Below are 26,884 nucleotides of genomic sequence, written 5' to 3'. Positions count from 1 at the left end.
GCCTCGGGACTGAAATCTAAAATCACTCTTCTTTCTCAGTCAATTTTCGTTCTAATTCTGCTTGAAATTCTTCCATAACTGGTTTTACGGTACTGTCCGGAAGGTCCGAAATTCGAATGTACATTAAACCGTCAATAGCGTTGTTGAACAATGGGTCCACGTTAAAAGCAATGACACGCGCATTTTGTTTGATGTATTTTTTGATTAAAACAGGCAAACGCAAAGCGCCGGGCTCTAATTCATCAATCAATTTGTCAAATTTATTCAAATCGGCTTCGGCTTCATCAAAAATAAAGTCCTTGTCGGCATCTTTTAGTTTGACTTTAAATTCTTTTTTAGGGTGAATGTATTGGGCAATGTAAGGATCATAAAAATTCGATTTCATGAATTCAATCATCAATGATTTCGAGAAATTCGAAAATTGATTGCTAATACTTACACCGCCAAGTAGGAATTTATGTTCAGGATGACGTAGCGTGATATGAATAATTCCTTTCCAAAGCAGGAAAAGAGGCATTGGCTTTTGTTGGTATTCTTTGACGATAAAGGCGCGTCCCATCTCGATTGAATGGTGGAGCATATCGTACAATTCGGGTTCAAATCGGAACAAATCGGTCAGGTAAAAGCCTTCAATGCCGTAATTGGGATAAATTTCTGAACCCAATCCCATTCTATAGGCTCCGGCAATTTTTTTGGCATCGCCATCCCATAAAAACAAATGACGATAATGGGTGTCGTAGGAATCAATATCGATAGATTCGTTCGTGCCTTCGCCAACTTCTCGGAATGTAATTTCGCGCAAACGACCAATTTCGTGCAGCAAATTGGGCATTTCTTCGGCTTTGGCAAAGAACACTTCGTAGTTTTTGCTTTCCAATAATCGGCAATCTTTTTCGCGTAAGGAATTTATTTCCGAAAGCATTTTATCTTCACTGGCGGCGCGAACTATTTGCTTCGGATTCTTGGGCAGTTTTAAATTGGGTTTGGGTAAAAAAGGAGTTTCTTTTTCGAACGGATTGGCCAACATATAGGTTTTTCGTCTCAAAAATTCTGAAAACTCTTCGATGGTGGTGAGTTCATTTTGCTCTGCTACCGAAATGGGTTTTCCGATACGAACTTTTATCACTCGATTTTTTTGAGTCAACAATTCCGAAGGCAATTTTGCGGTGCGCAAAGTGTCGCTTATTTTCGAAAGGAAATAAAATAAACTGCTGTTTTTAGCATGAAAATAAATGGGTACAACAGGAACTTGTGCTTTTCGAATGACTTTTATGGCGCCTTCTTCCCATTCTCTATCCACCATTAGTTTGCCGTCTTTATAGGTCGAAACCTCCCCGGCTGGAAACATTCCTAGGGGTTTTCCGTCTCTCAAATGTCGCAAGGTTTCCTTGATTCCAATCACGCTCGATTTGGCATCTTTGTGATTTTCGAAAGGATTGACTGGCATAATATACGGTTTCATCGGGTCGATACGATGCAAGAGAAAATTGGCAATGATTTTGAAATTAGGTTCTTTTTCCAACATTAATTTCAAAAGCAAAATACCGTCAATGCCACCCAATGGATGGTTAGAAATAGTAATATAAGCGCCATCTTTAGGCAAACGTTTGAAATCTTCTTCAGGAATTTCGAATTTGATTTGGAATTCATCTAAAATAGCATTCAAAAACTCCACTTCGCTCAAGTGTTTGTTTCTGTCGTATATTTTATTTAAGGTAGAAATTTTTAAAACTTTCATCAACAACCAACCCGAAAAAGTACCTAAAAGGCCGTACTTATCCGTATTTATTGCTTTGGCCACTTCTTTTGCGGTTACTAAACCCATATCTAGTTTATGATTTTTTGAGCAGGTAACAAAGATAGCAAAAAACTCCATTTTCTATCATTTTTAGCTATCAATCTTTATACTTTTGATTACTTTTGAAACTTAAATATAAAAAAGTATGAAAATCATTTCCTATAATGTCAACGGTATTCGATCCGCAATTTCCAAGGGTTTTATCGATTGGTTGCAACAAGCCGATCCCGATGTGATTTGTCTTCAGGAAATTAAGGCGACTCCTGAGCAAATTCCACTATTAGATTTTGAATTGGCGGGCTATCCTTTTCATTATTGGTTTCCAGCCACCAAAAAAGGCTATAGCGGTGTGGCTATTTTGTCGAAAACAAAACCTAATAATGTGGTTTACGGAACCGGAATCGAGCATATGGATTTCGAGGGAAGAAACATTCGGGTCGATTTTGACGATGTATCGGTGATGAGTTTGTACCTTCCATCGGGAACTAATATCGAAAGACTCGAGCACAAATTTATGTTTATGGATGATTTTCAAAACTATATTAACGAGCTTAAAAAAGAAGTTCCAAATTTGGTAATTTGCGGTGATTACAACATTTGCCACGAGGCAATTGACATTCACGATCCTATTCGCAATAAGAAAGTTTCAGGATTTTTACCCGAAGAAAGAGCTTGGTTGGACGGTTTTATGAAAAGCGGATTCATTGACAGCTTCCGACATTTAAACAAAGAACCTAATAATTACACTTGGTGGACAATGCGATTTCCTTCGGCAAGATTAGAAAACAAAGGTTGGCGCATCGATTATTGCTTAGTTAGCGAACCGTTAAAACAAAAAATCAAAAGAGCCGTTATATTACCGGAAGCCAAACATTCTGACCATTGTCCGAGTTTGGTGGAAATAGAATAAATTTAGCCAACCCTGACAGGGTTAAATAACTAAAAACAAAATTTAAAATGATAAAAAGAATTTCCCTCGGATTGCTGATTGTAGCCCTATCAACTTCTTGCGTTTCTAAGAAGATTTACAATGATTTAGAAAATAAATATGCCGATTTAAAGAAAGAAAACCGCAGCATTTCGGATGAAAATGCGGAGTTGCTCCAATCAAAAAACCAACTCGAATTAGAGCGTGACGCTTTGAATAAAGAGTTGGCCAAAGTCAAATCGGAACGCGAAAAAGCAGTTGCGGATTATGCGGCTTTAAATAAAAAAATGGATGTCCTAAAAGCGTCTTACGCTGCATTAGAAAAAAACAGCGATGAATCTTTGAAATCTAATATGGCTAAAAACCGTGAATTATTGGAGCAATTGGGAGCCAAAGAAAAAGCTTTAGCGAGAGAACAAGAAGAATTGAACAAAAAAAATCAACGTTTGCAAGAGTTAGAAGCTTTGATTGCGGCCAAGGAAGAAAGTATGCGAAAACTCAAAGAAACGCTTTCGAAAGCCTTGAATAGTTTTGAAGGGAAAGGCTTGACCGTAGAACAAAAAAACGGAAAAGTGTATGTTTCTATGGAAAATAAATTACTCTTCAAATCAGGAAGTTGGGCCGTTGGAACAGAAGGTAAAACCGCTGTTGTCGAAGTAGGGAAAGTGTTGGGTGATAACCCTGATATTTCGGTTTTGATTGAAGGACACACCGATGATGATCCTTTTGGAGGCTCAGGACCCATTGCCGACAACTGGGATTTATCAACCAAAAGAGCAACGGCAATTGTTGCTATTTTAAGCGAAAATAAAGCGGTCAACAAACAAAATTTAACCGCTGCCGGTCGAGGTGAATTCTCGCCATTGGCAAGCAATGCTACCGCCGAAGGAAAAGCCAAAAACCGTAGAATCGAAATTATCTTGACTCCAAGATTAGATGAAATTTCTAAGATGTTGCAAGATCTAGATTAAGAAAGCAGAAATTTAAAACTATTTAAACAAAGGTTCGTGATTTTTATGCGAACCTTTTGTATTTTTACCACCCTAATACTAAATAACGACAATATGATACATCCAAATTTTCAACCGAATATGCCTATCATAATTGATTTATTTAAAAAATATAATATACAAAACGCTTATTTTTTTGGTTCAGTTCTTACTGAAAAATTTGATAACGAAAGTGATTTGGATATTTTAATAAATTTTAAACCTGAAATCACCGATCCCTTACTAAAAGGTGAATTAATGTGGGATTTGCAATTTGCGATTGAAGATGCTTTTCATCGAAATGTCGATTTATTGCAAGAAACAACCCCTAAAAATCCCTATTTTATTAAGGAACTTCAAGAAACTAAACAGCTAGTTTATGAACAATAAGTATTATCAAGCGTTGCAAGCTATAAAAACGAGCATCGACAATATTGAGAACTTTATTGGAAATCCAAAATCGTTTGAGTTATATGATGGAAACATACTTGTTCAAGCAGCAGTGGAAAGGAATTTAGAAATAATTGGCGAAGCCACAAAACGACTTTTGGATATAGATCCAGCAATTGCAATTTCTAATACTCGCAGCATTATCAATACTCGAAACAAAATAAGCCACGGATATGACGAGATTGAAAACCCGCAAATATGGGGAATTATTATCAATCACCTGCCCCGATTAAAAACAGAAGTTGAAAACTTATTAAACGACGGAATAAACAAATGAAATACACCACTTTACCCAATACAGATATAAAAGTTAGTAAAATTTGCCTTGGCACAATGACTTTTGGAGAACAAAATACCGAGGCAGAAGGTCACGCCCAAATGGATTATGCCCTCGAAAATGGAGTCAATTTTTTCGACACTGCCGAAATGTATTCTATTCCTTCCAATCCAAAAACCTATGGCAGCACCGAGAAAATCATTGGAACTTGGTTTCAAAAAACCGGAAATAGAGATCAGGTAGTTTTGGCCTCTAAAATTGCTGGTCCTAACCCAAATTTCGGGTATATGCGGGAAAAAGTAGATTTTTCGGCAGCCAGTTTAAAATTTGCATTAGATCAAAGTTTAAATCGCCTTCAAACGGATTATATCGATTTGTATCAATTGCATTGGCCAGAACGCAAGACAAATTTCTTTGGGCAACGGGGATTTAAAGTACAACACGATGCTTGGGAAGACAATATTCAAAGCGTCCTTGAAACATTGGATGGTTTTGTCAAAGCAGGAAAAATAAAACATATTGGACTGTCGAATGAAACACCTTGGGGAATTATGCGTTTTCTGGAGGAAAGCAAATACCAAAATCTCCCAAGAATAAAAACCATTCAAAATCCGTATTCCTTATTGAATAGACTGTTCGAAACAGCTTCGTCAGAGATTTGCATTCGCGAAAATGTAGGTTTGTTGGCATATTCGCCAATGGCTTTTGGGGTATTATCCGGTAAATTTTTGTCAGGCGAAAAACATCCTAAATCAAGGCTCAGTTTGTTTCCTCAATTTGCCAGATACAATAGCGCACAATGTGCCGAAGCTACTCGATTGTATAATGAAATTGCGGTCAAAAACGGATTGACATTGACAGAATTGTCTTTGGCATTTGTAACCCAACAAGCTTTCTTGACTAGTACCATAATTGGCGCAACAACGATGGAACAATTAAAAGAAAATATCGCCACTTTTGATGTGGTTTTATCCGATGAAATCTTGAACGAAATTAATGCAGTTCAAGCAAGTATTCCGGATCCTGCTCCTTAATTTTTTAACCACAAAGTAAAATAAGAAGACACAAAGGCCGCTAAGAAATTTTTTAGAGGCTTTGTAAACCCGACAGGTTTCAAAAACCTGTCAGGTTTATTTGTATAAAAATACAACCTTTTTGTGAGCTTCGTGCCTTCTTCGTTTCTTTGTGGTTAAATTTTAAAACTCAAACGGCTCTTCCACAGCCAAAGAATCGACTGCAACTGAATCTTGCACCTTGATGTTCAAAAGGGAATGGGCATTTCCTGTCAACTGCAACGGATTGGCTATTCCTATGGTGTCTTCGGCAGTTAGAATTCCACGGCGTAACATCAAATTGCTTAGGAATTTTTGTTGTTGGTTGGCGAACGATTTCAGGTTTCCTTCGTTGTCAAATTGCCACATAAATTTCTTGGGTTTTGGAACGATGGTCGCTAGAAATAAACATTCTTTCAACGTTAAATCGGCTGGAGTTTTCTGGAAATAGAATTGTGCTGCTTCACCAATCCCATAGACATTGGGTCCCCATTCGATGATGTTAAAATACACTTCGAGCATACGTTCTTTGCTGGCAATTCGATTATTTTCGAGAATGTAAACCAACAGGATTTCTTCCAATTTTCGGGAAACTGTTTTTTCTCGGGTCAGAAATACATTTTTAATTAATTGCATACTGATGGTACTCGCGCCACGAGAAAATTTCTTGGTGCGAATGTTTTTGAGAATCGATTGCTTGAAAGCTTCGTTGATAAAACCCCGATGGGAGAAAAAAGAAGGGTCTTCAGAGGTTAAAACGCATTTTTGCAAATAAGGCGAAATTTGATCCAAAGGCGTGTAATTTGGATTATCAGAACCTACTAAAACAGGGCGTTGTTGCACGTTTTGAATGATGGCTCGATAGACAAATTCGCCGTTGAGTTTGTTCAGATTGGCTTCGCCGTATTTGGTAATTCGTAGATTTTCTTTCTTCAGTTTGCTGTCAAACACCAGTTTGTTAGGTTTGTTTTTATTGAACATAAAATCCAGTTTGTATTCGAAATTGCCTTGGGCTTCCATCCCTTGAAAATGAGTGAACAAACCATCGGGAAGCGAAACGATAAAATCTTGTGCTTTCATCTTCGGAATCGCCACTTTTAGTTTGTAAATAGTGTCTTTTTCGGTTTCGTATGCCAGATAAGGATGAAATTTTACTTTGTTGAATTGAATGGTCGAACTACTGTCAACCGAGACAAAATCGGAACCTAAGAGAAATCGATAATCGAATTTGGCATTTTTGATGACGACATCTTTGCTGGCAATTTTCTTGTGATTGATCATCAAATTGGCAATCGAAGCAAAACCGTCGATATGCAATTCTCCTCCCGATTTATCAATGTTTTGAATGTTGAGGCGAATGGAATCGAAGCTCGATTTCAGGCCGAAGCGTTCGTCAAGATAAGGCACTTTTATGGCGCCTGTGTCGATATTGAAGAATCGTATATCGGCTGTTTTGTTCCTAGGATCGGCCATTCCAGCGATGCGAATTCGTTGTGTAAATGCTTTGGTATTTACATTAATTTGAGTTTCTAATTGCTTGTTTTCTAATCGCAGTTTTTCGAAATTGATAGTCGTTTTTTTGCCATTATCATCGAAACGAAACGAAAGTTGTTCTACTTTCATATCGGTCGGCACTAAATTCAACACCTTCGAAATGATTCGAAAGGCAAATTGGGCGTAATCTCTTTTTTCGTTCGAATGGGTTTCGTTTTCTTCCTTTTTTAAGAATGCATCAAAATTGCGTCCCTTTTTATTTTTGACCAATTGTACATACCCTTTTTCGATTTCTAAGGTTCCTAATTGTACATCGCCCACCAACAATCGCCATAAATTAATGCTAGTTTTCATTTTATGGATATGGAAAAGCGTGTCGGCATTTTTGGGAACTAAAATTATTTCTGAAAAATTCAAACCCGAAAGTCCAACAAATTCAGCCTTTTTTATGGTAAAAGTACTGTTGTATTCGCTAGCCATTTTGAAGGAAGCTTTGGCAATGGTTTGCTCCAATAATTCATTTCTAAAAACAACAAGAGCTATAATTAGTGCTAAAAAAGTGGCTGCAATTATTTTTGCAGTTAGTATTAATTTTTGTTTTCGGGTTCTCATAAGGGGAAATAGGTATACTTATCCAAATAACTCACTCGCTACATCTTCAATCTTCGCTACCAATCGAATTTTTATAATGGTGTTTTTCAAGGCAATTTTATTGTATTTGGATACAAAAATAGTTGAAAACCCAAGTTTTTCGGCTTCTTGAATGCGCTGATCCACACGGTTTACCGGACGAATTTCACCTGATAAACCAACTTCTCCCGCAAAACAAAAATCTTTGTTCACCGCAATATCTTCATTGGATGATAAAATTGCTGCGACAACTGCCAAATCAATCGCAGGATCATCTACCGAAATTCCGCCAGTTACGTTCAAGAAAACATCTTTGGCGCCAAGCCTAAAACCTGCTCTTTTTTCTAATACGGCTAGAATCATATTCAGTCTTTTGGCGTTGTAACCCGTTGTGCTGCGTTGTGGCGTTCCATAAACCGCCGTGCTCACCAAGGATTGAATTTCAATCATCAACGGACGCATTCCTTCGAGCGTAGTGGCGATGGCAGTTCCCGATAATTCCTCGTCTTTGTGTGAAATCAATATTTCGGATGGATTCGAAACTTCACGCAAACCGTTGCCCAGCATTTCGTAAATTCCGATTTCGGCAGTAGAGCCAAAACGGTTTTTGAGCGAACGCAAAATGCGATACACGTGATTTCTATCGCCTTCGAATTGTAAAACAGTATCGACCATATGTTCTAAAATTTTCGGCCCGGCAATATTTCCGTCTTTGGTAATATGACCAATCAGAATCACGGGAACATTCGATTCTTTAGCAAATTTTATCAACTCTGCAGTCGTTTCCCGAATTTGAGAAATGCTTCCCGGAGTCGATTCGATATAATCGGTATGCAAGGTTTGAATGGAATCGATGATGACGATTTCAGGTTCGATGGCTTCAATTTGTTTGAAGATGTTTTGGGTTTTGGTTTCGGTAAGAATGTAGCAATTATCGCTGTTTGGCGTGATTCTTTCGGCACGCATCTTAATTTGTTTTTGGCTTTCTTCGCCCGAAACATAAAGGGTTTTATAAGGAAGTTTTAATGAAATTTGTAACAAAAGTGTGCTTTTTCCAATGCCAGGTTCGCCTCCCAAAAGGATTAAAGAACCGGGAACAATGCCACCACCCAACACACGATTGAGTTCGCAATCGAGTGTGTTCATTCGCACTTCTGGAGCGGAATCAATTTCGTTGACGCGCAAGGGTTTCGAAACTCTTTTCGAATCGGAATTTGTGGGTTTCCAACTGGATTTTTCTTCTTTTTGAATGATTTCTTCGACGATGGTGTTCCATTCTTTGCAGGAATTGCATTGTCCTTGCCATCTAGAATATTGGGCGCCACAATTTTGGCAAAAAAAGGAAGTTTTTACTTTTGACATTTTTTACAACTAAATTAAATCCAAATTTAGTCTAAAGTAAATGGAAATAAAAGATTTTAATTTATTTTTAAGTTTCAACTGTAAATGGTGCGAACGTTGATTTTTTTTAAAACCATTAAGGACATTAAGTTCGCTTCACTCGTTCCATTAAGCATACTGCAAACCTTAATTTTCTTATCCCGAAACTTCGGGACTAAATGGTTTAAAATTATAGATTTAGGTCAAAGAATTGTCGTTTTCGTTTGGGAAAACAATCCAAGGTTTGAAGGTTTTGGCTTCTTCGAACTCTAGCGTTGCATACGAAATGATGATGATAATATCGTCTTTTTGCACTTTACGAGCCGCTGGACCATTGAGGGTTATTGCACCAGAATTCTTTTCGCCAACGATGACATAAGTTTCGAATCGTTCGCCATTATTGATGTTTACAATCGATACTTTTTCGCCTTCGATCAGGTTTGCAGCTTCCATTAAAGCTTCGTCAATAGTGATGCTACCGATGTAATTTAAATCGGCTCCTGTAACTTTTACACGGTGAATTTTAGATTTTACTACTTGTATTTGCATGGCGCAAAAGTAAATTAATTTAATGAAATGGTGTCAATCAATTTGATTTTGTTAACAAAAACGGCAATAAATGCGCGATATTTCCTGTTTTTGTTTTTTCGCAAACAAGGCAAAAGGGTGTCCTCATCAGCGATTTGAAAATATTCTAAAGTAAAAGTGGGATGATTTTCGAATGCTTTTTGAACCCACTCGGTTACGGTTTTGGCACTAGAATTTTCAAATTTTTCTTTTGCTTTGGATAAAGTTTCAAAGATGATGGCCGCTTCTTGTTTTTCTTTTGGTGAAAGCAGTTCATTTCGAGAACTCATCGCTAGTTTGTTGGGCTCTCGAAAGATGGGGCAGCCAATCACGTTGACATTCATTTTGTTTTTAGCCACCATTTTTTTTACAATTTGCAATTGTTGAAAATCTTTTTCGCCAAAATAAGCGTTGGTAGGTTGCACAATTTCGAAGAGCCGTTTGACAATAGTGCCCACGCCATCGAAGTGTCCCGGTCTGAAGCGGCCTTCCATCTGATGTTCTAAACCGTCAAAATCGAAAGCTTGCGAAGCCGGTTTGCCCTCATAAATATCTTCAACTGCTGGGGCATAAACGATGATTTCGGGATTTAAAGCCTTGATTTTTTTTAGGTCTTCCTCTAAAGTTCTGGGGTATTTTGCTAAATCCTCGGGGTTGTTGAATTGGGTTGGATTGATAAAAATACTCACGACTGTGATGGGATTGTTCGCCATAGATTCTTGCATCAATGACAAATGACCTTGGTGTAAGGCACCCATTGTTGGGACAAAACCAATGGTGGATTCTGGGGTTGAAATAGATTTTAAATAGTCTATCAAAACTGCTTTTCCGTAGAAAATAGGCATAGGTGTTTTGTTGAAATAATTTGCAAACATAATATTTTAGTCCATAACTGCATAAAATTTTGTAATTTTGCATGGTTTTTATTGCCAATAAATTAAGTAATTTACAATATGGAAGATAAGAGGATATTATATGTATCATCTGAAGTGGTGCCTTATCTAGCTGAAAATGAGGTCTCTTCAATGTCTTACGAAGTGCCAAAAATGATCAATAATCAAGGCGGACAAATTAGAATTTTCATGCCGCGATATGGCAATATTAACGAAAGAAGACATCAATTACACGAGGTAATTCGACTTTCTGGGATGAATTTGGTAGTAAATGACTTAGATATGCCCTTGATTATAAAAGTGGCATCGATACCTAAAGAAAGAATTCAAGTATATTTTATCGATAATGACGAATATTTCAAACGGAAAGCCACATTTACGGATGAAGATGGAATGTTGTTTCCGGATAACGACGAACGTGCTATTTTCTTTGCCAAAGGCGTTGTAGAAACCGTAAAAAAATTGAATTGGGTTCCCGATATTATTCATGTTCATGGTTGGATGGCTGCTATGTTACCCATTTATATGAAGCATTTTTATAAAAATGAGGCTTTATTTTCGGATACCAAAATCGTAACATCGGTTTACAGCCAGTCTTTCGAAGGAGCTTTAGACATAGAAATGATCAACAAAATAAAATTTGATGGTGTGCCGCTTGATTCCATTTCAGATTTGGAAACCCCAGATTACGAAAATATTATGAAGGCTACCATTAATCATTCTGATGGGGTAATTATCGCTTCAGACAACCTCACTTCAAGTTTAACAAAATTTATAGAATCTTCAGGAAAACCTTTTTTACCTTTCGCCTCGAAAGATAAATTCGCTGAAACGTATTCTAACTTTTATAAAAATTTTGTTCTATAAATTAAATATTTTAAGGTAAACATGCATAATAATTCTTTTTTTAAGACCCTATTATTTTTTGTAAGTGTCGTTCTTTTTGTTTCCTGTGATAAGGAATATAGTGCCGTTGGAGATGCGTTAATTGGTGAAAATAATTTTGACTTGGTTAAATACAATTCGGCTGTGGCTGCTCATAATGAAAAAATTACTGCCATCCAATCCAATGGTCTTCAAGTCAATGCTTTGGGTATTTATGACAATCCTGCTTTTGGGAAAACCACAGCAAATTTTGCAACACAATTAACATTAGCATCGGTAAATCCTACGATTGGTCTTAATCCAGTTATTGACAGCGTGATGATAGATGTGCCCTATTTCAGCACAGTTCTTTCTACAGATGTGAGCGGGAATCGGACGTATGAGTTAGATTCTATATATGGAGCATCATTGGCTAAAATAAAATTGAGTGTATACGAATCAGGGCGTTATATGGGGACTCAAAGCGGTACGCCTCAAACTTTTTACACCAATCAAAATACAGAATTTGATAATTTAAAAATTGGAAATCGCTTGAATGACGATGCCAATACAGCACAAAACGACGCTTTTTTCTTTAATCCGAGAGAAAATCGATTCAAATCAACTACTTCTGCAGGAACAGAAGTAATCACAAGAACAGCGCCAAGTATGCGTATGCGATTGAACACTGCTTTTTTTAAAGATAAAATCATCAACGCTCCAGCGGGAAGTTTAACCACCAATGATGTTTTTATCAATTACTTCAAAGGATTGTATTTCAAAGTAGAACAATCAGGCGCTGATAAAGGAAGTCTGGCCATGATTAATTTTGCAAAAGGAACCATTACTGTTAAATATAAGGAAGAAACTTCGGCTACCGATAAAACACTCATCGATAAATCGATTGTACTCAATTTGTCCGGTTCCACGGCAAGTTTACTCGAACAAAGCAATACCAATGCCGATTATGGAACTGCCACAGCCAATCCAAATCGAGTTTTGGGCGATGAAAAATTATATGTAAAAGGAGGCGAAGGTTCCTTGGCCGTTATCGATCTATTTGAGAAAAAAGATTTGATAGGCTATGATAAAAACGGAAATCTAACAGGACCGAATGGAGTTTCAGACGAATTGGACAACATTAGAAAAGAAGGATGGCTGATCAATGAAGCTAGCTTGGTATTTAATATTGATGCCACAGCGATGAAAGATAGCTTCGAGCCACAACGAATTTATCTGTACGATTATACGAACAGTCGCCCGATTATCGATTATTTTTTGGATGGTACAACTGCTACCAAACCCAAAAAATCAAGATTGGTATTTGATGGTAATTTAAATTATAGTTCGGATACCAAAAGAGGATCCAATTATAAAGTTAGGATTACCAACCATATTAGAAATTTGGTAAAATATGCCGATTCTACCAACATTAAGTTGGGTGTGGCAGTTACAGAAAGCATTGATATTGCGAATTCTTATTCGCTGAAAACACCTTCAATTTGGATTGCCCAAGCACCAAAATCGAGCGTGATGAATCCTTTGGGAACAATTCTTTACGGAGGAAGATCAAGCTCGAATCCTACAGACAAAAACTTGCTAAAACTGGAAATATATTATACAAAACCTAAATAAACCAAAACTATGTGTGGAATTGTTGGCTACATAGGCTACAGAGAAGCTTATCCTATCGTAATAAAAGGATTGAAACGACTAGAATACCGGGGCTATGATAGTGCTGGCGTAATGCTGTTTGACGGCGAGAAAATCAAACTATCAAAGACTAAAGGAAAGGTTGTAGATCTTGAAGCAAAAACTTCGGAGGAAATTTCCACCAATGGAACCATCGGAATGGGGCATACCCGTTGGGCAACTCACGGTGTTCCGAATGATGTGAACTCACATCCTCACGTTTCAAACTCAGGAGATTTGGTAATTATCCACAATGGAATTATCGAAAATTATGCACCTCTAAAAGTGGAGTTAATCAAAAGAGGCTACGTTTTTCACTCCGATACCGATACTGAAGTGCTAGTTAACCTTATCGAGGAAGTTCAAAAAAAGGAAAATCTAAAATTAGGAAAAGCAGTTCAAGTGGCCTTGAATCAAGTATTCGGAGCTTATGCAATAGCTGTTTTTGATAAAAAGAATCCTGACGAAATTGTGGTTGCCCGATTAGGAAGCCCATTGGCCATAGGAATTGGAGAAGGTGAATATTTTATAGCTTCTGATGCATCGCCATTTATCGAATATACTTCGAATGCAGTCTATTTAGAAGACGGCGAAATGGCAAATATTAGGTTGCATAAACCCATGAAAGTTCGAAAAATCAAAGATGACTCTTTGGTTGATCCTTATATTCAAGAGCTTCAAATGAACTTGGAGCAGATCGAAAAAGGAGGTTACGACCACTTTATGTTGAAAGAAATTTATGAACAACCTAGTGTTATTACCGATACTTATCGAGGAAGACTTCATGCCAACGAAGGCATTATTCAAATGTCAGGAGTCGAAGATAATCTAGAAAAATTCTTAAACGCGGAGCGTATCATTATCGTGGCTTGCGGAACTTCTTGGCATGCTGGTTTAGTCGCCGAATATATTTTTGAGGAGTTTACCAGAATCCCTGTCGAAGTAGAATACGCATCAGAGTTTAGGTATAGAAATCCAATTATCAACCGACGCGATGTAGTAATTGCTATTTCGCAATCGGGTGAAACTGCGGATACAATGGCAGCCATCAAATTGGCCAAAGAAAAAGGCGCTTTTGTTTATGGAGTGTGTAATGTTGTGGGTTCTTCGATTTCGAGAGAAACTCATGCTGGTTCCCATACCCACGCAGGACCAGAAATTGGCGTGGCTTCCACCAAAGCCTTTACGACACAAATTACCGTGTTGATTATGATGGCATTGCGTTTGGCTAAGGCCAAAGGAACATTGTCTAATACTGATTTCCACAGGTATTTGCAAGAATTAGAAATTATTCCTGACAAAGTGAAAGAGGCTTTAGAGACCAATGCTAAAGCTAAAGAAATTGCGAAGGTTTTCAAAAATTCCCATAATTGCTTGTACTTGGGAAGAGGATATAACTTTCCGGTAGCCCTTGAAGGAGCTTTGAAGCTAAAAGAAATTTCCTATATTCACGCCGAAGGGTATCCTGCAGCCGAAATGAAGCATGGACCTATCGCCTTGATTGACGAGCACATGCCAGTGATCATAATCGCGCCTAAGCAAGGACATTATGACAAAATAGTAAGTAATATTCAAGAAATTAAGTCGCGAAGCGGAATTATTATTGCAGTTGTAACAAAAGGAGATACACAAGTACGTGGTTTAGCCGATTATATAATTGAAATTCCAGATACATCCGATGCCTTTTCGCCATTGATTACTACGATTCCTTTGCAATTATTATCCTATCATATCGCAGTGATGCGAGGTTGTAATGTCGATCAGCCTCGTAATTTAGCTAAATCGGTTACTGTCGAATAAGTAATTTATAAATACTTTCATACAAAGCGAGATTTTTGTCTCGCTTTTTTTTGGCCTTGTTTTTTTAAGAATCCACCAATTTCAAAATCTATTATTGTATGCGTGCATAATAAATCGCATTATTTTAACTTAAAAAGCGAAATTAATTTAATGGTTTTTAAAATTGCTAATTATAGTGGAATTATATATTATTAAAAATATTTGCTGTTTTTTTAATAATATCAAAAATATTTGTACTTTGGACGCATTAACTAACAAAATTCAAACAAATGAGAAGCTATTTACTTATTTTGTCATTGTTTTTTTGCGGCATTTCTTTCGCCCAAAATACGATAACAGGCACAGTTACAGAAACTAACAATCAACCCATTCCCGGCGTCAACATAAAAGTCGTTGGTGATAAGGCTGGAACGGTCACGGATGCTGAGGGAAAATTTACATTAACAACAGCACTAAACCCCCCATTCACCATCGAAGTAACTAGCGTGGGACACCAAACCAAAAAAGTAAGTGTTACTTCCAGCAATCAAAATATTGCAATTAAACTGGTGGATTCTGAGACAACTCTAGACGAAGTTGTGGTTTCGGCATCAAGAGCACCTGAAAGGGTTATGGAATCTCCGGTAACCATCGAAAGAATGGGTCTTAAGGACATCAGAAAAGCAGCGGCGCCAAGTTATTATGATGGTTTGGAAAATCTTAAAGAAGTACAAATGAACACGAGTAGTTTGACTTTCAAGTCTATCAATACTCGTGGTTTTGCCACAGTTGCCAATACTCGTTTTATGCAGTTGGTGGACGGAATGGATAATTCCTCTCCATTATTAAATTTTGTACTGGGCAATCTAATAGGTGTATCAGAAATTGATATTCAAAACGTGGAGTTATTACCCGGAGCTTCTTCGGCTCTTTATGGGGCAAATGCTTTCAATGGGATTATGTTTATGAATAGTAAAAGTCCGTTTACGTATCAAGGGATTTCCACTTATTTGAAATATGGAGCTACAAGCCAAGAAGCAGCCGGAACCAATAGTTTTTATGATTTTGGTATTCGAATGGCACACACTTTCAACAAATATTTTGCAGCCAAGGCCAACTTCACTTATATGCAAGGAACCGATTGGTTTGCTGTAAATTATGATGATAAAACGCGCCAAGGCGAGGGAATTACAAGAAGTGATGTGAATTATGATGGTATCAACGTCTACGGTGATGAAGCGTCAACAAACATCAAAGCGGTTGGACAGGCATTGGCAGAGAGAGGTTTAATCCCAGCAGCAGCCGTTAATTTGTTGCCTAATTACAATGTAAGTAGAACTGGTTATAATGAAGTGGATTTGACTGATAACAAAGCAGGGAACACAAAAATGGATTTTTCTTTTCATTTGAGACCACTGGGAGACGAAAGACTTGAGGTTATTTGGCAAAGTAAATTTGGTTTTGGAAATGCAGTTTATCAAGGGGCAAATCGATACTATTTGAATAATTTTTACATGTCGCAACACAAAATAGAAGTTAAAGGTAAAAACTTTTTTGTAAGAGGTTATACCACTACTGAAGACGGTGGAAAATCGTATGACATGCAATTTACAGGACTTAATGTAAATAATAAATGGAAAGATAATACTACCTGGTTTGGTCAGTATGCTGGAACGTTCGTGCAAGCCACTTTAGCTGGTCAAACGCCTGAAAACGCTCATATTTTGTCGAGACAAGTGGCTGATACGGGTCGATTCCTTCCCGGAACTCCTGCATTTCAAAATGCTTTCAATCAAGTTATCGCAGATCCAGATGTGCTGACAGGTTCTAAATTGGTAGATAATTCTAGAATATATCACGCTGATGCCAATTATAATTTTAAAGACATCATTAAATATGGCGAAATTCAAGTTGGGGGATCCTACCGACAATACCAATTGAACTCTTATGGTAGAATTTATACCGATGATAATGGTCCGATTAACTACGACGAATATGGTGTATATGCTCAATTTCAAAATAAATACTTAGAAGATCGTCTGAAATTTACAGGTTCAGTTCGTTATGATAAATCTCAAAACTTTGACGGAAGTTTTTCGCCTAGAGTTTCCTTAGTTTATGCCGGTGGGGCGCAAAAGCAGCACAATTTTAGAGCATCTTATCAAACTGGTTTTAGAAACCCAAGTACACAAGATCAATATATTGGTTTCAACGTGGGAAGTGCCGTATTAATAGGTTCGGCTCCTGACAATTTATTGAGATACACCGAAACTAGACCGGTTGCTAATGGTTCGCCAGCAGTGGGGCAAATTTACGCTGGAGGTTCATCTGTAACGATCACGGGTGAAAATGCTTATCTAAATTCCTACACTAGAGCATCGGTCAATCAATTTGCAGCCTTTATAGCAGCCAATCCTGGTAATACTCCTGGCGCAGCAGCATTACTTAGAGTAACTAATGTAAGCAATGTAAAACCGGAAGAAGTTCAGGCTTTCGAACTCGGGTATCGTTCTCAATATGAAGGAGTAAATATTGATCTTAATGGATATTATAATATTTACAATAATTTTATTGGTAATACTGTTTCTGTCGCTCCTTTGTATGGAACGGTTAGCGAAACTTTCAATTTTGCTCAAGGAGCAGCAGATCCAATTCCTTACGCGAGCAATCCCGCGGTTCAGACACTACACGCTCTAGGAAATGGCAATATAAGAGCCTTTCAGTTGTATACCAATACGGATTTAAAAATCCAATCTTTAGGCTTTGGAATCGGTCTTTCTAAAAGAATGTTTGGGTATTATGATTTCGGAATTAATTATAACTACGCACAATTTGATTTTGATCAAGCCAAAGATCCTGGCTTCGAAGCTGGTTTCAACACACCAAAGCATAAAATTAGAGCCTCTATTGGAAATGAAAAATTATTCAAAAACTTCGGATTTAACGCTAGTGTTAGATGGAATACTGAATATTTATGGGAATCAACCATGGTTGACGGTATGATCGAATCGGCAACAGTACTTGATGCTCAAATAAACTATGGCCTTCCAAAATTAAAATCTGTAGTAAAACTAGGTGCCACCAATCTTGGAGGGAAAGATTATATTCAAGTATTGGGAGCGGGTGCTGTTGGTCAACAATATTACATTTCTTGGACCATTAATCCGTAATTCAATCAGTCAACAACAAATAAAAATATAAGATTATGATAAAAAATTTCAAATGGTTACTATTGGTTGCCGCAACCTTTGTAGCATGTAATAATAATGACGAAGAGGTTGTTGTATATAATACATCCGATGGGATGATGCCAACTGCCGGAAGTGCTAATTTTTCAAAATTTGTTTCCTTAGGTAATTCATTAACTGCCGGATATTCGGACAATGCTTTATTTATCGATGGGCAAAAATCATCCTATACCTATATTATGGCGCAGCAGTTTGCAACAGTTGGTGGTGGAGAGTTCAAAGTTCCATTAATGGCCGATAACATTGGGGGTTTCAAAGTTAATGGCGTACCTGTGGCAGGTCCAAGATTGGCTTCAACCGGAGGAGCAGCTCCAGTGCCAGTAGCAGGAACTCCATCAACAGAGATTTTAACATCGATAGTTACTGGCGGACCCTATAACAATTGTGGTGTGCCAGGAGCCAAAAGTTTTCATCTACTTTCTCCCAGCTACGGAAGTGTAGCGGGACTTTCGACAGGAACGGCAAATCCGTACTATGTTCGTTTTGCGCCTAATGCTACTACATCTGTTTTGGCTTATGCCGTTTCTCAAACGCCAACCTTCTTTTCACTTTGGATAGGGAATAATGATGTTTTGGGGTATGCAACTTCAGGTGGAGATGGTTCCAATCCGATTACTCCATCAGCTGGAGCAGCAGGAGTTGGTTTCGATGCCACTTATGATGCTTTGGTCAATACGATTACAGCAGTCTCTCCAAAAGGAGTCATAGCCAATATTCCTTATGTGAACTCATTGCCATTCTTTACTTTTGTAGCAACAAATCCTGTTCCATTAAATGCTACTCAGGTTGCATCTTTGAATCAATTATGGGGTGGTTTAAATGCTATTTTGGCATCAGCTAATCAACCAGCACGTTTCCAAACACTAACTGTAAGTTCAACTAATCCACTTCTCATTGCAGACGATATGCTATCCTATGATGCAACACCTTTATTTACAGCAGCTTTACAAGGGCCTCCGTTTAATTTTCCAGCAGCTACAGCTGGTTTTTTAGGTACTTTGTATGGAAAAGCACGTCACGCTAGTGCAGCAGCAGCAACTAGGGATTATGTAGTATTGAGTTCAGCAGGCACAATTGGAACTACGCAGCCAGGATTTCCGCCAAACAATAATACCATCGGTGTCACTTATCCAATGGAAGATAAAGCGATTTTAAGCGCGGGAGAAACGGCATTAGTAAAAACTGCAACAGATGCCTATAATGCTAAAATTAAAGCGGTAGCCACCGCCAAAGGATTGGCTTTTGTAGATACCAATGCCTTGATGTCGCAAGTGTCTAGTACTGGAATTTCTGGAAATGGCTTCACCGTTACTGGAGCCTTTATTACAGGTGGAGGGTTTTCAACCGATGGGGTTCATCCGTCTCCTAGAGGGTATGCCTTAATTGCAAATGAATTTATTAAATCCATAAATAAAACTTACGGATCGAATTTAAAAGGTGTCGATCTAGGTAATTATAGAATATTGTTTCCGAAGACGCTTTAATTAGAATTCAATTGCTAATGATACAAACCATCACTCTTAAAGTGGTGGTTTTTTGGTTTATAGACTTTTTCATCCTTTTTTGCGGCGCTTTTATATACTTAAATGAAAGCTATAGTTTTTTTATAAAAAAAGTATTGATTTTTATATTTTAAAAAATTACCTTTGCGCACTGAAAAAGCATTTAGCCAATAGTTACAGCTAAGTGTACTTCATAAATCAGAATAGCTATTTAATAAATACATAAGCAATGTCAAAAGTAATAGGAAAAGTTGCCCAAATCATCGGACCAGTTGTCGATGTAGTTTTCAACGGTAAAGATGTTGAACTTCCAAAAATTTATGATTCATTAGAAATCACAAAAAAAGACGGAACTATTTTAGTTCTTGAAGTACAATCTCACATTGGTGAAAACACAGTTCGTACCATTTCGATGGATTCAACAGACGGTTTGAGCAGAGGTTATGAAGTAGTTGGAACAGGAGCTCCAATTCAAATGCCAATTGGCGCAGATGTTTTCGGTCGTTTGTTCAACGTTATCGGAGATGCTATTGATGGTTTAGGAAACTTACCAAAATCTGGCGAAAATGGAATGCCTATTCACAAACAAGCTCCAAAATTCGAAGATTTATCCACTTCATCTGAGGTTTTATTTACAGGTATCAAAGTAATCGATTTGATTGAGCCTTATGCAAAAGGAGGAAAAATTGGATTGTTCGGTGGTGCAGGTGTTGGTAAAACGGTATTGATTCAAGAGTTGATTAACAATATTGCAAAAGGTCACGGTGGACTTTCTGTATTCGCTGGAGTAGGAGAAAGAACACGTGAAGGAAATGACTTGCTTCGTGAGATGTTGGAGTCAGGAATTATAAAATACGGTGAGGAATTCATGCACTCTATGGAAAATGGAGGTTGGGATTTGTCTAAAGTAGATATGCCAGGAATGAGAGAGTCTAAAGCTACTTTCGTTTTCGGTCAAATGAATGAACCTCCTGGAGCTCGTGCTCGTGTGGCACTTTCAGGATTGTCTATTGCAGAATATTTCCGTGATGGAGCAGGTTCAGATCAAGGAAAAGACGTATTGTTCTTCGTAGATAACATCTTCCGTTTTACACAAGCAGGTTCTGAGGTATCGGCACTTTTGGGTCGTATGCCATCTGCGGTAGGTTACCAACCAACTTTGGCAACAGAGATGGGAGCGATGCAAGAGCGTATTACATCTACAAACAAAGGATCTATTACATCGGTACAAGCGGTTTACGTTCCTGCGGATGACTTAACGGATCCGGCGCCAGCAACAACATTTGCTCACCTTGATGCAACAACTGTATTGTCACGTAAAATTGCTGAGTTAGGTATTTATCCAGCGGTAGATCCATTGGATTCTACTTCTAGAATATTAGCGCCTCACATTATTGGTGATGAGCATTACAACTGTGCACAAAGGGTAAAAGAAATTCTTCAAAAATACAAACAATTGCAAGATATCATCGCGATTTTGGGTATGGAAGAGCTTTCTGAAGACGATAAATTAGCAGTATCAAGAGCGAGACGTGTACAACGTTTCTTGTCACAACCTTTCCACGTAGCAGAACAATTTACAGGTATTCCTGGAGTTTTGGTTGACATTAAAGACACCATCAAAGGATTTAATATGATCATTGATGGAGAATTAGACCACTTGCCAGAAGCCGCTTTCAACCTTAAAGGGACTATTGAAGACGCTATCGAAGCAGGAGAAAAAATGTTGGCAGAAGCGTAATTAAGTTGGAAGTCAGAAGTTAGAAGTTAGAAGTAAGATGCTTCTCTTCCATCTTCCATCTTCCATCTTCTAACTCTATAAAATATGTTATTAGAAATAGTATCCCCAGAAGCAAAATTATTTTCAGGCGAAATCACTTCCATTTCACTTCCCGGAGTCGATGGGTATTTTCAAATGTTGAATAACCACGCTCCAATAGTTTCATTACTTCAAAAAGGATTGGTGAAAATTGCAGCTTCAAGTTTCAGTTTTACCGACGAAGCAACCGAAGCATTGTTCACTAAAGTAAACGATCAGAACTACACATTAGCGATCAATTCTGGAACTATCGAAATGAAAGACAATAAAGTTATTGTTTTAGCCGACTAAGACAATTTGAATATAAAGAACTAAAAGCCAAGCAGTGATGTTTGGCTTTTTTGTTTTTTATTAAAAACTTTAAAAGCGGATTGTTTTGCTAAGAGCTTAGATAAATATCTTGGCGATGTACTTTTAATTATTGTAAACGCTGACTTAATAATATAAATGTTTAATTGTATTAAAGATTTGGGTAAAATTAATTCATTATGCTTCTGTGAATTTTATATTAATTGAAAGTAAATAATGAATCATAAAATGAATTTTAAGTATTAAAAACTAACATTTTGTTTATATAAATTTGGAGGTGTTATTTTTAATATTCTATAAATCAGCAAAAAATGAAGAAAATTTTAGTCTTATTGCTTTTTTCTCAAATCAATTTTGTGGCAAGTCAGATTGTGTATAGTGATAACTTTAATCAAGGAATCAACAATACAGCATACCCTTCTGCTGCTTATAGTACTAGTTTGGTAAGCGAAAATTTGCGAATAGTAGGCAATGGAACCGCGGGTGCTTATGCCGCGATAAGCTATGGTATTCACGATAACGGGGCTTTGAAGGATATCAATATATCAGGTAATAACAAACTTTATATTAAAGTTAAAGGAACAGGTGGTGCTAGTTTACGTATCGATTTGCAAGACAGAGCAGGTTTTGTAACCAATAGAAACGCCTCGTCCATCAGTTTGACTACAACATATCAAATTTTTGAGATACTTTACACTGGAAAATTTCAGGATGGTGGATATGGAGGTAGCCCTTGTACTAGTGCGGCTGCACCTTGCACGGTTAACAATACTACAATAAAAAATATAATATTTTTTGTAAATGATGCTACAGGAAAGTACAATGGAACCATTGACATCGATTGGATTTCATTTGGTCAGCCCTTAGAGGTTATTGCTCCCCCAATTTTTATACGCGCGAATCAAGTAGGTTATTTCAAAAATAGAGATAAAGCGGTAAATTTACTATCTACTACCGCCTTCGGACCACAAAATTATAAAGTATTCAATAGTAGTAATGTAGTCATTTTATCTGGAGTGTCGCCGTCAAGCTCCTATTGGTCTGACGCAGATTTGAATGGTGCAAAAATAGATTTATCTTCAATTGGCACAAATGGTACATATACCGTTAAAACAGATCAGTCCGAGATGACAATAACCATTGCCGACAATCCTCTTGAAGAATTATCCAATGCTTCGATACGCTATTTTTATTATAACAGAGCTTCATCCGAAATCACACCCACCAACGGCGGTGCCTGGGCAAGAAGTTCGGGAACGCCAGATGATTTGGTAAAAGTGCATTCATCAGCCGCTACACCAAATCGACCAACAAATACAACTATTGCATCACCCAAAGGATGGTATGATGCTGGTGATTTGAATAAATATATTGTGAATAGTGGTATTAGTACCTATACTTTGCTAGCAGCATTTGAAAATTATAAATCTCATTTTATAACCAAAAATTTAAATATTCCAGAATCTACAAATAATTTACCTGATATTCTTGATGAAGCGATTTGGAATTTAGATTGGATGCTGACCATGCAAAATAGAGTGTCCGATGGTGGTGACGGATCTGTCTACCACAAATTGTCAGGATTAGGTTTTGAAGGAGTGATAATGCCAGCCAATTATAATTTGCAACGTTATGTTATTGGAAGATCGACCTCCGCAGCACTAAATTTTGCGGCAGTAATGGCTATAGCTTCTAGAATTTTTTCCGATTATAATACGCAGAAGCCGGGCTATAGCGCAACTTTACTAGCGGCAGCGAAAGAAGCCTATACTTGGGCAAAAAACAACCCGTCTATGTATTTTACTGCAAATCCTAGTGGTGTTTCAACAGGAGCGTATGAAGATAATAATGTAAATGATGAGTTCCAATGGGCGGCAGTCGAATTATTTATTAGTACGGGAGAAGCCCAATATAACAACGATGTAAATTATTTTTATCTCACCAATCAAGGCGTTCCTAGTTGGCAGAGTACAAGTACTTTAGGGATATTGTCCATTGCAAATAACCTAACCAACCCCAATGTTGTGCAATTAAATACAACTCAAGTGTTAAATAAGTTAACGGCAATTGCAAATACATTAAAAAATAATGTTGCCAACAATGTAGTCGAAACCACGATGGACAATTATGACTATAATTGGGGAAGCAACGGGATGGCAGCCAATCAAATAGTTGTTTTATTAAGTGCTTACAAAGCGACCAATGACAGTTCATATTTGAATGCAGCCTATAAAGCTATGGATTATTTATTGGGAAGAAATGCGGTTGGAATTAGTTTTGTAACTGGTTTCGGAGAAAGTTCTCCACTAAAACCACATCATCGAATTTCTGAAGCTGATGGTATTGCATTGCCAGTGCCGGGCATGTTAGTTGGAGGGCCTCAGAACTCAAATAATGCAGACGGTTGCGCCTATGCAAGTACTACAAAAGCCGGAAAATATTCAGATACTTGGTGTTCCTATTCCACTAATGAAGTCACCATCAATTGGAACGCACCATTAGCTTACGCAACAAATGCTTTGCAATACTATCAAAATCAATCGTTAGCCATCAATGAAAATAAATCGACACCATTGAATAATTTGATTATCTATCCAAATCCCACAAAAGGGGATCTTCATATTGGAAGAAATAATAATTTTAATGATGTTTTAACCATTGATGGTTTTGATGTCAATGGGAAAACAGTTTTTAAAAAAGTACTTTCAAAAGACGAATCTGTTATCAATATTCATAGCCTAACCAAGGGAGTTTATTTTTTAAAAGTTAGTGATAAAGAGAAAGTAAATACAATAAAAATTCTAAAAGAATAATTTTATACTTAAGCTAATAATCGATTTTCTATTCGGATTTTTTTTTGTCTAACTTTGCCCTTATGAAGTTTCCAAAAAATCTCACCGCTAAACTTGAAACCCGTAAGCATAACAACGCTTTGCGAAAATTAGCTGCACCAAATGATTTAATCGATTTTTCGTCTAATGATTACATTGGTTTTTCGAAAAACAAAGCTATTTTTGAGGAAACGCACCAGTATTTAATGGATAACAATTGCATTCAAAACGGCGCTACAGGTTCTCGATTAATCTCAGGAAATCACAAAGTGTATCAAGAAGCGGAAGACTATATCGCAAAATTTCATCAAACGGAATCGGCCTTAATTTTCAATTCAGGTTACGATGCCAATGTGGGTTTTTTCAGTTCTGTTCCCCAAAAAGGAGACTTGATTTTGTACGATGAATTGTGTCACGCCTCTATTCGCGACGGAATTCAACTTTCGAACGCCAAAGCCTATAAATTCAAGCACAACGATTTTGAAGATTTAGAACGATTGATTGTTAATTTCAATGAGAGCAACAAAAGCAATAGGTCAAACTCTTCCATCTTCCATCTTCCATCTTCCATCTTTATCGTAACCGAATCCGTTTTCTCTATGGATGGCGATTGTCCGAATATGGAAGAATTGATCGCCGTTTCTAATAAATACAATTGTTATTTAGTGGTTGACGAAGCACATTCACTAGGGGTTTTTGGCGATCCCGAAGTCTCGGGAGGAGAAGGATTGGTTCAAATGTTAGGTTTGCAAGACCAAGTTTTTGCCCGAATAATGACTTTCGGAAAAGGATTAGGTTGTCACGGTTCCGCTATTATGGGCAATCAGGAATTAAAGGAATATCTCGTCAATTTCGCCAGAAGTTTTATTTACACTACGGGGCTTTCGCCACATTCGGTTGCCACGATTTTAATTGCCTACCAGCATTTACAATCAGAAAAAGAAAGCATCGAACAACTTAGAGATAATATCGTTCATTTCAATCAAGAAAAGAACCTATTGGGATTGAAACCACTATTTGTCAGAAGTAAATCGGCCATTCAATCGGCCATCATTCCGGGTAATCAAAACGTAAAATCCATCGCTGGTCAACTTCAGGAAAAAGGTTTTGATGTCAAAGCCATTTTGTCGCCAACTGTCCCCGAAGGACAAGAGAGATTACGATTTTGTTTGCACAGTTACAATTCGGCAGCAGAAATATCAGAAGTGCTAGGGTTGTTGAGCACTTTTGTATATTAGCCCACAGATTAAACGGATTTTACAGATTAACACGGATAAATAATGTCAAATTTACTTCATAAAGGAACTACGGATTCGATTTTAAAGACTTATTATGATGTTTATAACCAGTTAGGGTATGGTTTTTTAGAGAAAGTGTATCAAAATGCAATGTACTTTGAGTTAAAATCTTTAGGGTATAAAGTGGAAGCACAGAAACCAATTAAAGTCTATTTCAAAAATCAGTTAATTGGAGAATATTTTGCAGATTTATTGATTGAAGGCAAAGTAATTGTTGAACTAAAAGCTTGTGAACTCCTTATGAAGGTTCACTCCGCTCAATTAATGAATTATCTCAAAGCAACTGAAATTGAAGTCGGCTTATTGTTAAATTTTGGAGAAGACCCGGAATTTAAACGTATAATATATACAAACGATAGAAAACAAAATAAAAAAAATCCGTGATAATCCATTAAATCCGTGTCATCTGTGGCCCAATTTCTATGAAACTATTTATAACAGGAATATCAACCGACGTAGGCAAAACAGTTGCCTCAGCTATTATTGTCGAAGCGCTCCAAGCGGATTATTGGAAACCCATCCAAGCGGGAGATTTGGATAATTCGGACAGTCATAAAGTTAAATCCCAAATCTCAAATTCCAAATCCCAAATTTTTGAAAATAGCTATAAACTCAACACCCCAGCGAGTCCACATTATTCCGCCCAAGTCGATGGAATTACAATTGATTTGCATAAAATAACCGAACCTACTACGGAAAATCATTTAGTAATTGAAGGTGCTGGAGGAGTATTGGTTCCATTAAATGACAATGATTGTGTTATCGATTTAATCCAAAAAGACTATAAAGTGATTGTCGTTTCCAGACATTATTTGGGAAGCATCAATCATACTTTGCTGACCATCGAAGCCTTAAATAACAGAAAAATTAAGGTGGCAGGAATTATTTTTAGCGGAGGAGAAAATAAAGCGACAGAATCCATAATTTTGAATAAAACAGGAGTCAAATGCATTGGAAGAATCGAACAAGAACCTTATTTTGATCAAAATGTTATTAAAGAATACGCCGATTTGTTTCGAGAGAATCTTTTAAAATTAGACTAAAGAGAAGAGAACATAGAAAATAGATTTTATCTTTGTACCTC

21 protein-coding genes are annotated in these 26,884 nt (G+C 37.3%); 16 read left to right on the top strand and 5 right to left on the bottom strand.

Features of this window, described 5'->3' with window-relative positions; all coding sequences use genetic code 11:
* Positions 1-22 precede the first annotated feature (22 nt).
* Positions 23-1,825 carry a GNAT family N-acyltransferase gene (locus E1750_RS10260; protein ID WP_133276686.1) on the bottom strand — a complete coding sequence of 601 codons (1,803 nt, stop codon included), beginning with the start codon at positions 1,823-1,825 and terminating at the stop codon, positions 23-25.
* Between the two features lie 118 nt (positions 1,826-1,943).
* Here E1750_RS10260 and E1750_RS10255 point away from each other — a divergent pair, with 118 nt between their 5' ends.
* The 5 genes from E1750_RS10255 (at position 1,944) to E1750_RS10235 (ending at position 5,476) form a co-directional block, all read left to right on the top strand.
* Positions 1,944-2,708 (top strand): exodeoxyribonuclease III, encoded by a 765-nt coding sequence (locus tag E1750_RS10255; RefSeq protein WP_133276685.1) that lies wholly within the window; start codon positions 1,944-1,946, stop codon positions 2,706-2,708.
* Between the two features lie 47 nt (positions 2,709-2,755).
* Positions 2,756-3,697, top strand: coding sequence for an OmpA/MotB family protein (locus tag E1750_RS10250; RefSeq protein WP_133276684.1), 942 nt, complete (start codon positions 2,756-2,758; stop codon positions 3,695-3,697).
* Between the two features lie 93 nt (positions 3,698-3,790).
* Positions 3,791-4,105, top strand: coding sequence for a nucleotidyltransferase family protein (locus E1750_RS10245; protein WP_165698034.1), 315 nt, complete (start codon positions 3,791-3,793; stop codon positions 4,103-4,105).
* Entirely contained in the window at positions 4,095-4,442 is a 348-nt protein-coding gene (locus E1750_RS10240) for a HepT-like ribonuclease domain-containing protein (RefSeq protein ID WP_133276682.1), read from the top strand. The genes E1750_RS10245 and E1750_RS10240 overlap by 11 nt, the downstream gene beginning before the upstream one ends.
* The gene (locus E1750_RS10235) at positions 4,439-5,476 is read left to right on the top strand and encodes an aldo/keto reductase (RefSeq protein WP_133276681.1); all 1,038 of its coding nucleotides are present in this window, start codon (positions 4,439-4,441) and stop codon (positions 5,474-5,476) included. The genes E1750_RS10240 and E1750_RS10235 overlap by 4 nt, the downstream gene beginning before the upstream one ends.
* A 162-nt stretch (positions 5,477-5,638) precedes the next feature.
* On the opposite strand, the gene E1750_RS10230 is transcribed toward E1750_RS10235, so the two are convergent.
* From E1750_RS10230 to panC, 4 genes are all read right to left on the bottom strand, one after another.
* Positions 5,639-7,600 carry a transglycosylase domain-containing protein gene (locus E1750_RS10230; protein ID WP_133276680.1) on the bottom strand — a complete coding sequence of 654 codons (1,962 nt, stop codon included), beginning with the start codon at positions 7,598-7,600 and terminating at the stop codon, positions 5,639-5,641.
* Positions 7,601-7,618: 18 nt separating this feature from the next.
* Positions 7,619-8,980, bottom strand: coding sequence for a DNA repair protein RadA (gene radA / locus E1750_RS10225; protein ID WP_133276679.1), 1,362 nt, complete (start codon positions 8,978-8,980; stop codon positions 7,619-7,621).
* A gap of 216 nt (positions 8,981-9,196) precedes the next feature.
* A complete protein-coding gene (gene panD, locus E1750_RS10220; protein ID WP_133276678.1) occupies positions 9,197-9,547 on the bottom strand; it encodes an aspartate 1-decarboxylase in 351 nt (116 codons plus the stop codon).
* Between the two features lie 14 nt (positions 9,548-9,561).
* Positions 9,562-10,440, bottom strand: coding sequence for a pantoate--beta-alanine ligase (gene panC / locus E1750_RS10215; protein ID WP_133276677.1), 879 nt, complete (start codon positions 10,438-10,440; stop codon positions 9,562-9,564).
* Between the two features lie 78 nt (positions 10,441-10,518).
* On the opposite strand from panC, the gene E1750_RS10210 reads away from it, so the two are divergent.
* The 11 genes from E1750_RS10210 (at position 10,519) to bioD (ending at position 26,843) form a co-directional block, all read left to right on the top strand.
* Positions 10,519-11,325, top strand: a complete 807-nt coding sequence (locus E1750_RS10210) for a glycogen/starch synthase (protein ID WP_133276676.1) — start codon at positions 10,519-10,521, stop codon at positions 11,323-11,325.
* 21 nt (positions 11,326-11,346) lie between these two features.
* Positions 11,347-12,957 (top strand): DUF4270 domain-containing protein, encoded by a 1,611-nt coding sequence (locus tag E1750_RS10205; protein ID WP_133276675.1) that lies wholly within the window; start codon positions 11,347-11,349, stop codon positions 12,955-12,957.
* A gap of 9 nt (positions 12,958-12,966) precedes the next feature.
* Positions 12,967-14,814, top strand: coding sequence for a glutamine--fructose-6-phosphate transaminase (isomerizing) (glmS, locus tag E1750_RS10200; protein ID WP_133276674.1), 1,848 nt, complete (start codon positions 12,967-12,969; stop codon positions 14,812-14,814).
* Between the two features lie 269 nt (positions 14,815-15,083).
* On the top strand, positions 15,084-17,963 hold the full coding sequence (locus E1750_RS10195) for a TonB-dependent receptor (RefSeq protein ID WP_133276673.1): 2,880 nt from the start codon (positions 15,084-15,086) through the stop codon (positions 17,961-17,963).
* Between the two features lie 35 nt (positions 17,964-17,998).
* Positions 17,999-19,525 (top strand): SGNH/GDSL hydrolase family protein, encoded by a 1,527-nt coding sequence (locus tag E1750_RS10190; RefSeq protein WP_133276672.1) that lies wholly within the window; start codon positions 17,999-18,001, stop codon positions 19,523-19,525.
* A gap of 247 nt (positions 19,526-19,772) precedes the next feature.
* A complete protein-coding gene (gene atpD / locus E1750_RS10185; protein WP_133276671.1) occupies positions 19,773-21,284 on the top strand; it encodes a F0F1 ATP synthase subunit beta in 1,512 nt (503 codons plus the stop codon).
* Positions 21,285-21,368: 84 nt separating this feature from the next.
* A complete protein-coding gene (locus tag E1750_RS10180) occupies positions 21,369-21,653 on the top strand; it encodes a FoF1 ATP synthase subunit delta/epsilon (RefSeq protein WP_133276670.1) in 285 nt (94 codons plus the stop codon).
* Positions 21,654-21,982: 329 nt separating this feature from the next.
* Positions 21,983-24,484, top strand: a complete 2,502-nt coding sequence (locus tag E1750_RS10175) for a glycoside hydrolase family 9 protein (RefSeq protein ID WP_133276669.1) — start codon at positions 21,983-21,985, stop codon at positions 24,482-24,484.
* Between the two features lie 62 nt (positions 24,485-24,546).
* Positions 24,547-25,740 carry an aminotransferase class I/II-fold pyridoxal phosphate-dependent enzyme gene (locus E1750_RS10170; protein ID WP_133276668.1) on the top strand — a complete coding sequence of 398 codons (1,194 nt, stop codon included), beginning with the start codon at positions 24,547-24,549 and terminating at the stop codon, positions 25,738-25,740.
* Positions 25,741-25,782: 42 nt separating this feature from the next.
* On the top strand, positions 25,783-26,184 hold the full coding sequence (locus E1750_RS10165; protein WP_133276667.1) for a GxxExxY protein: 402 nt from the start codon (positions 25,783-25,785) through the stop codon (positions 26,182-26,184).
* A 38-nt stretch (positions 26,185-26,222) separates the two neighbouring features.
* On the top strand, positions 26,223-26,843 hold the full coding sequence (bioD, locus tag E1750_RS10160; protein WP_133276666.1) for a dethiobiotin synthase: 621 nt from the start codon (positions 26,223-26,225) through the stop codon (positions 26,841-26,843).
* Positions 26,844-26,884: the final 41 nt, after the last annotated feature.

The sequence above is a fragment of the Flavobacterium nackdongense genome (genome assembly GCF_004355225.1).
GTDB classification, from domain to species: domain Bacteria; phylum Bacteroidota; class Bacteroidia; order Flavobacteriales; family Flavobacteriaceae; genus Flavobacterium; species Flavobacterium nackdongense.
Note: the sequence above shows the minus strand (reverse complement) of the source record. Positions and strands in the feature narration are given on the sequence as shown.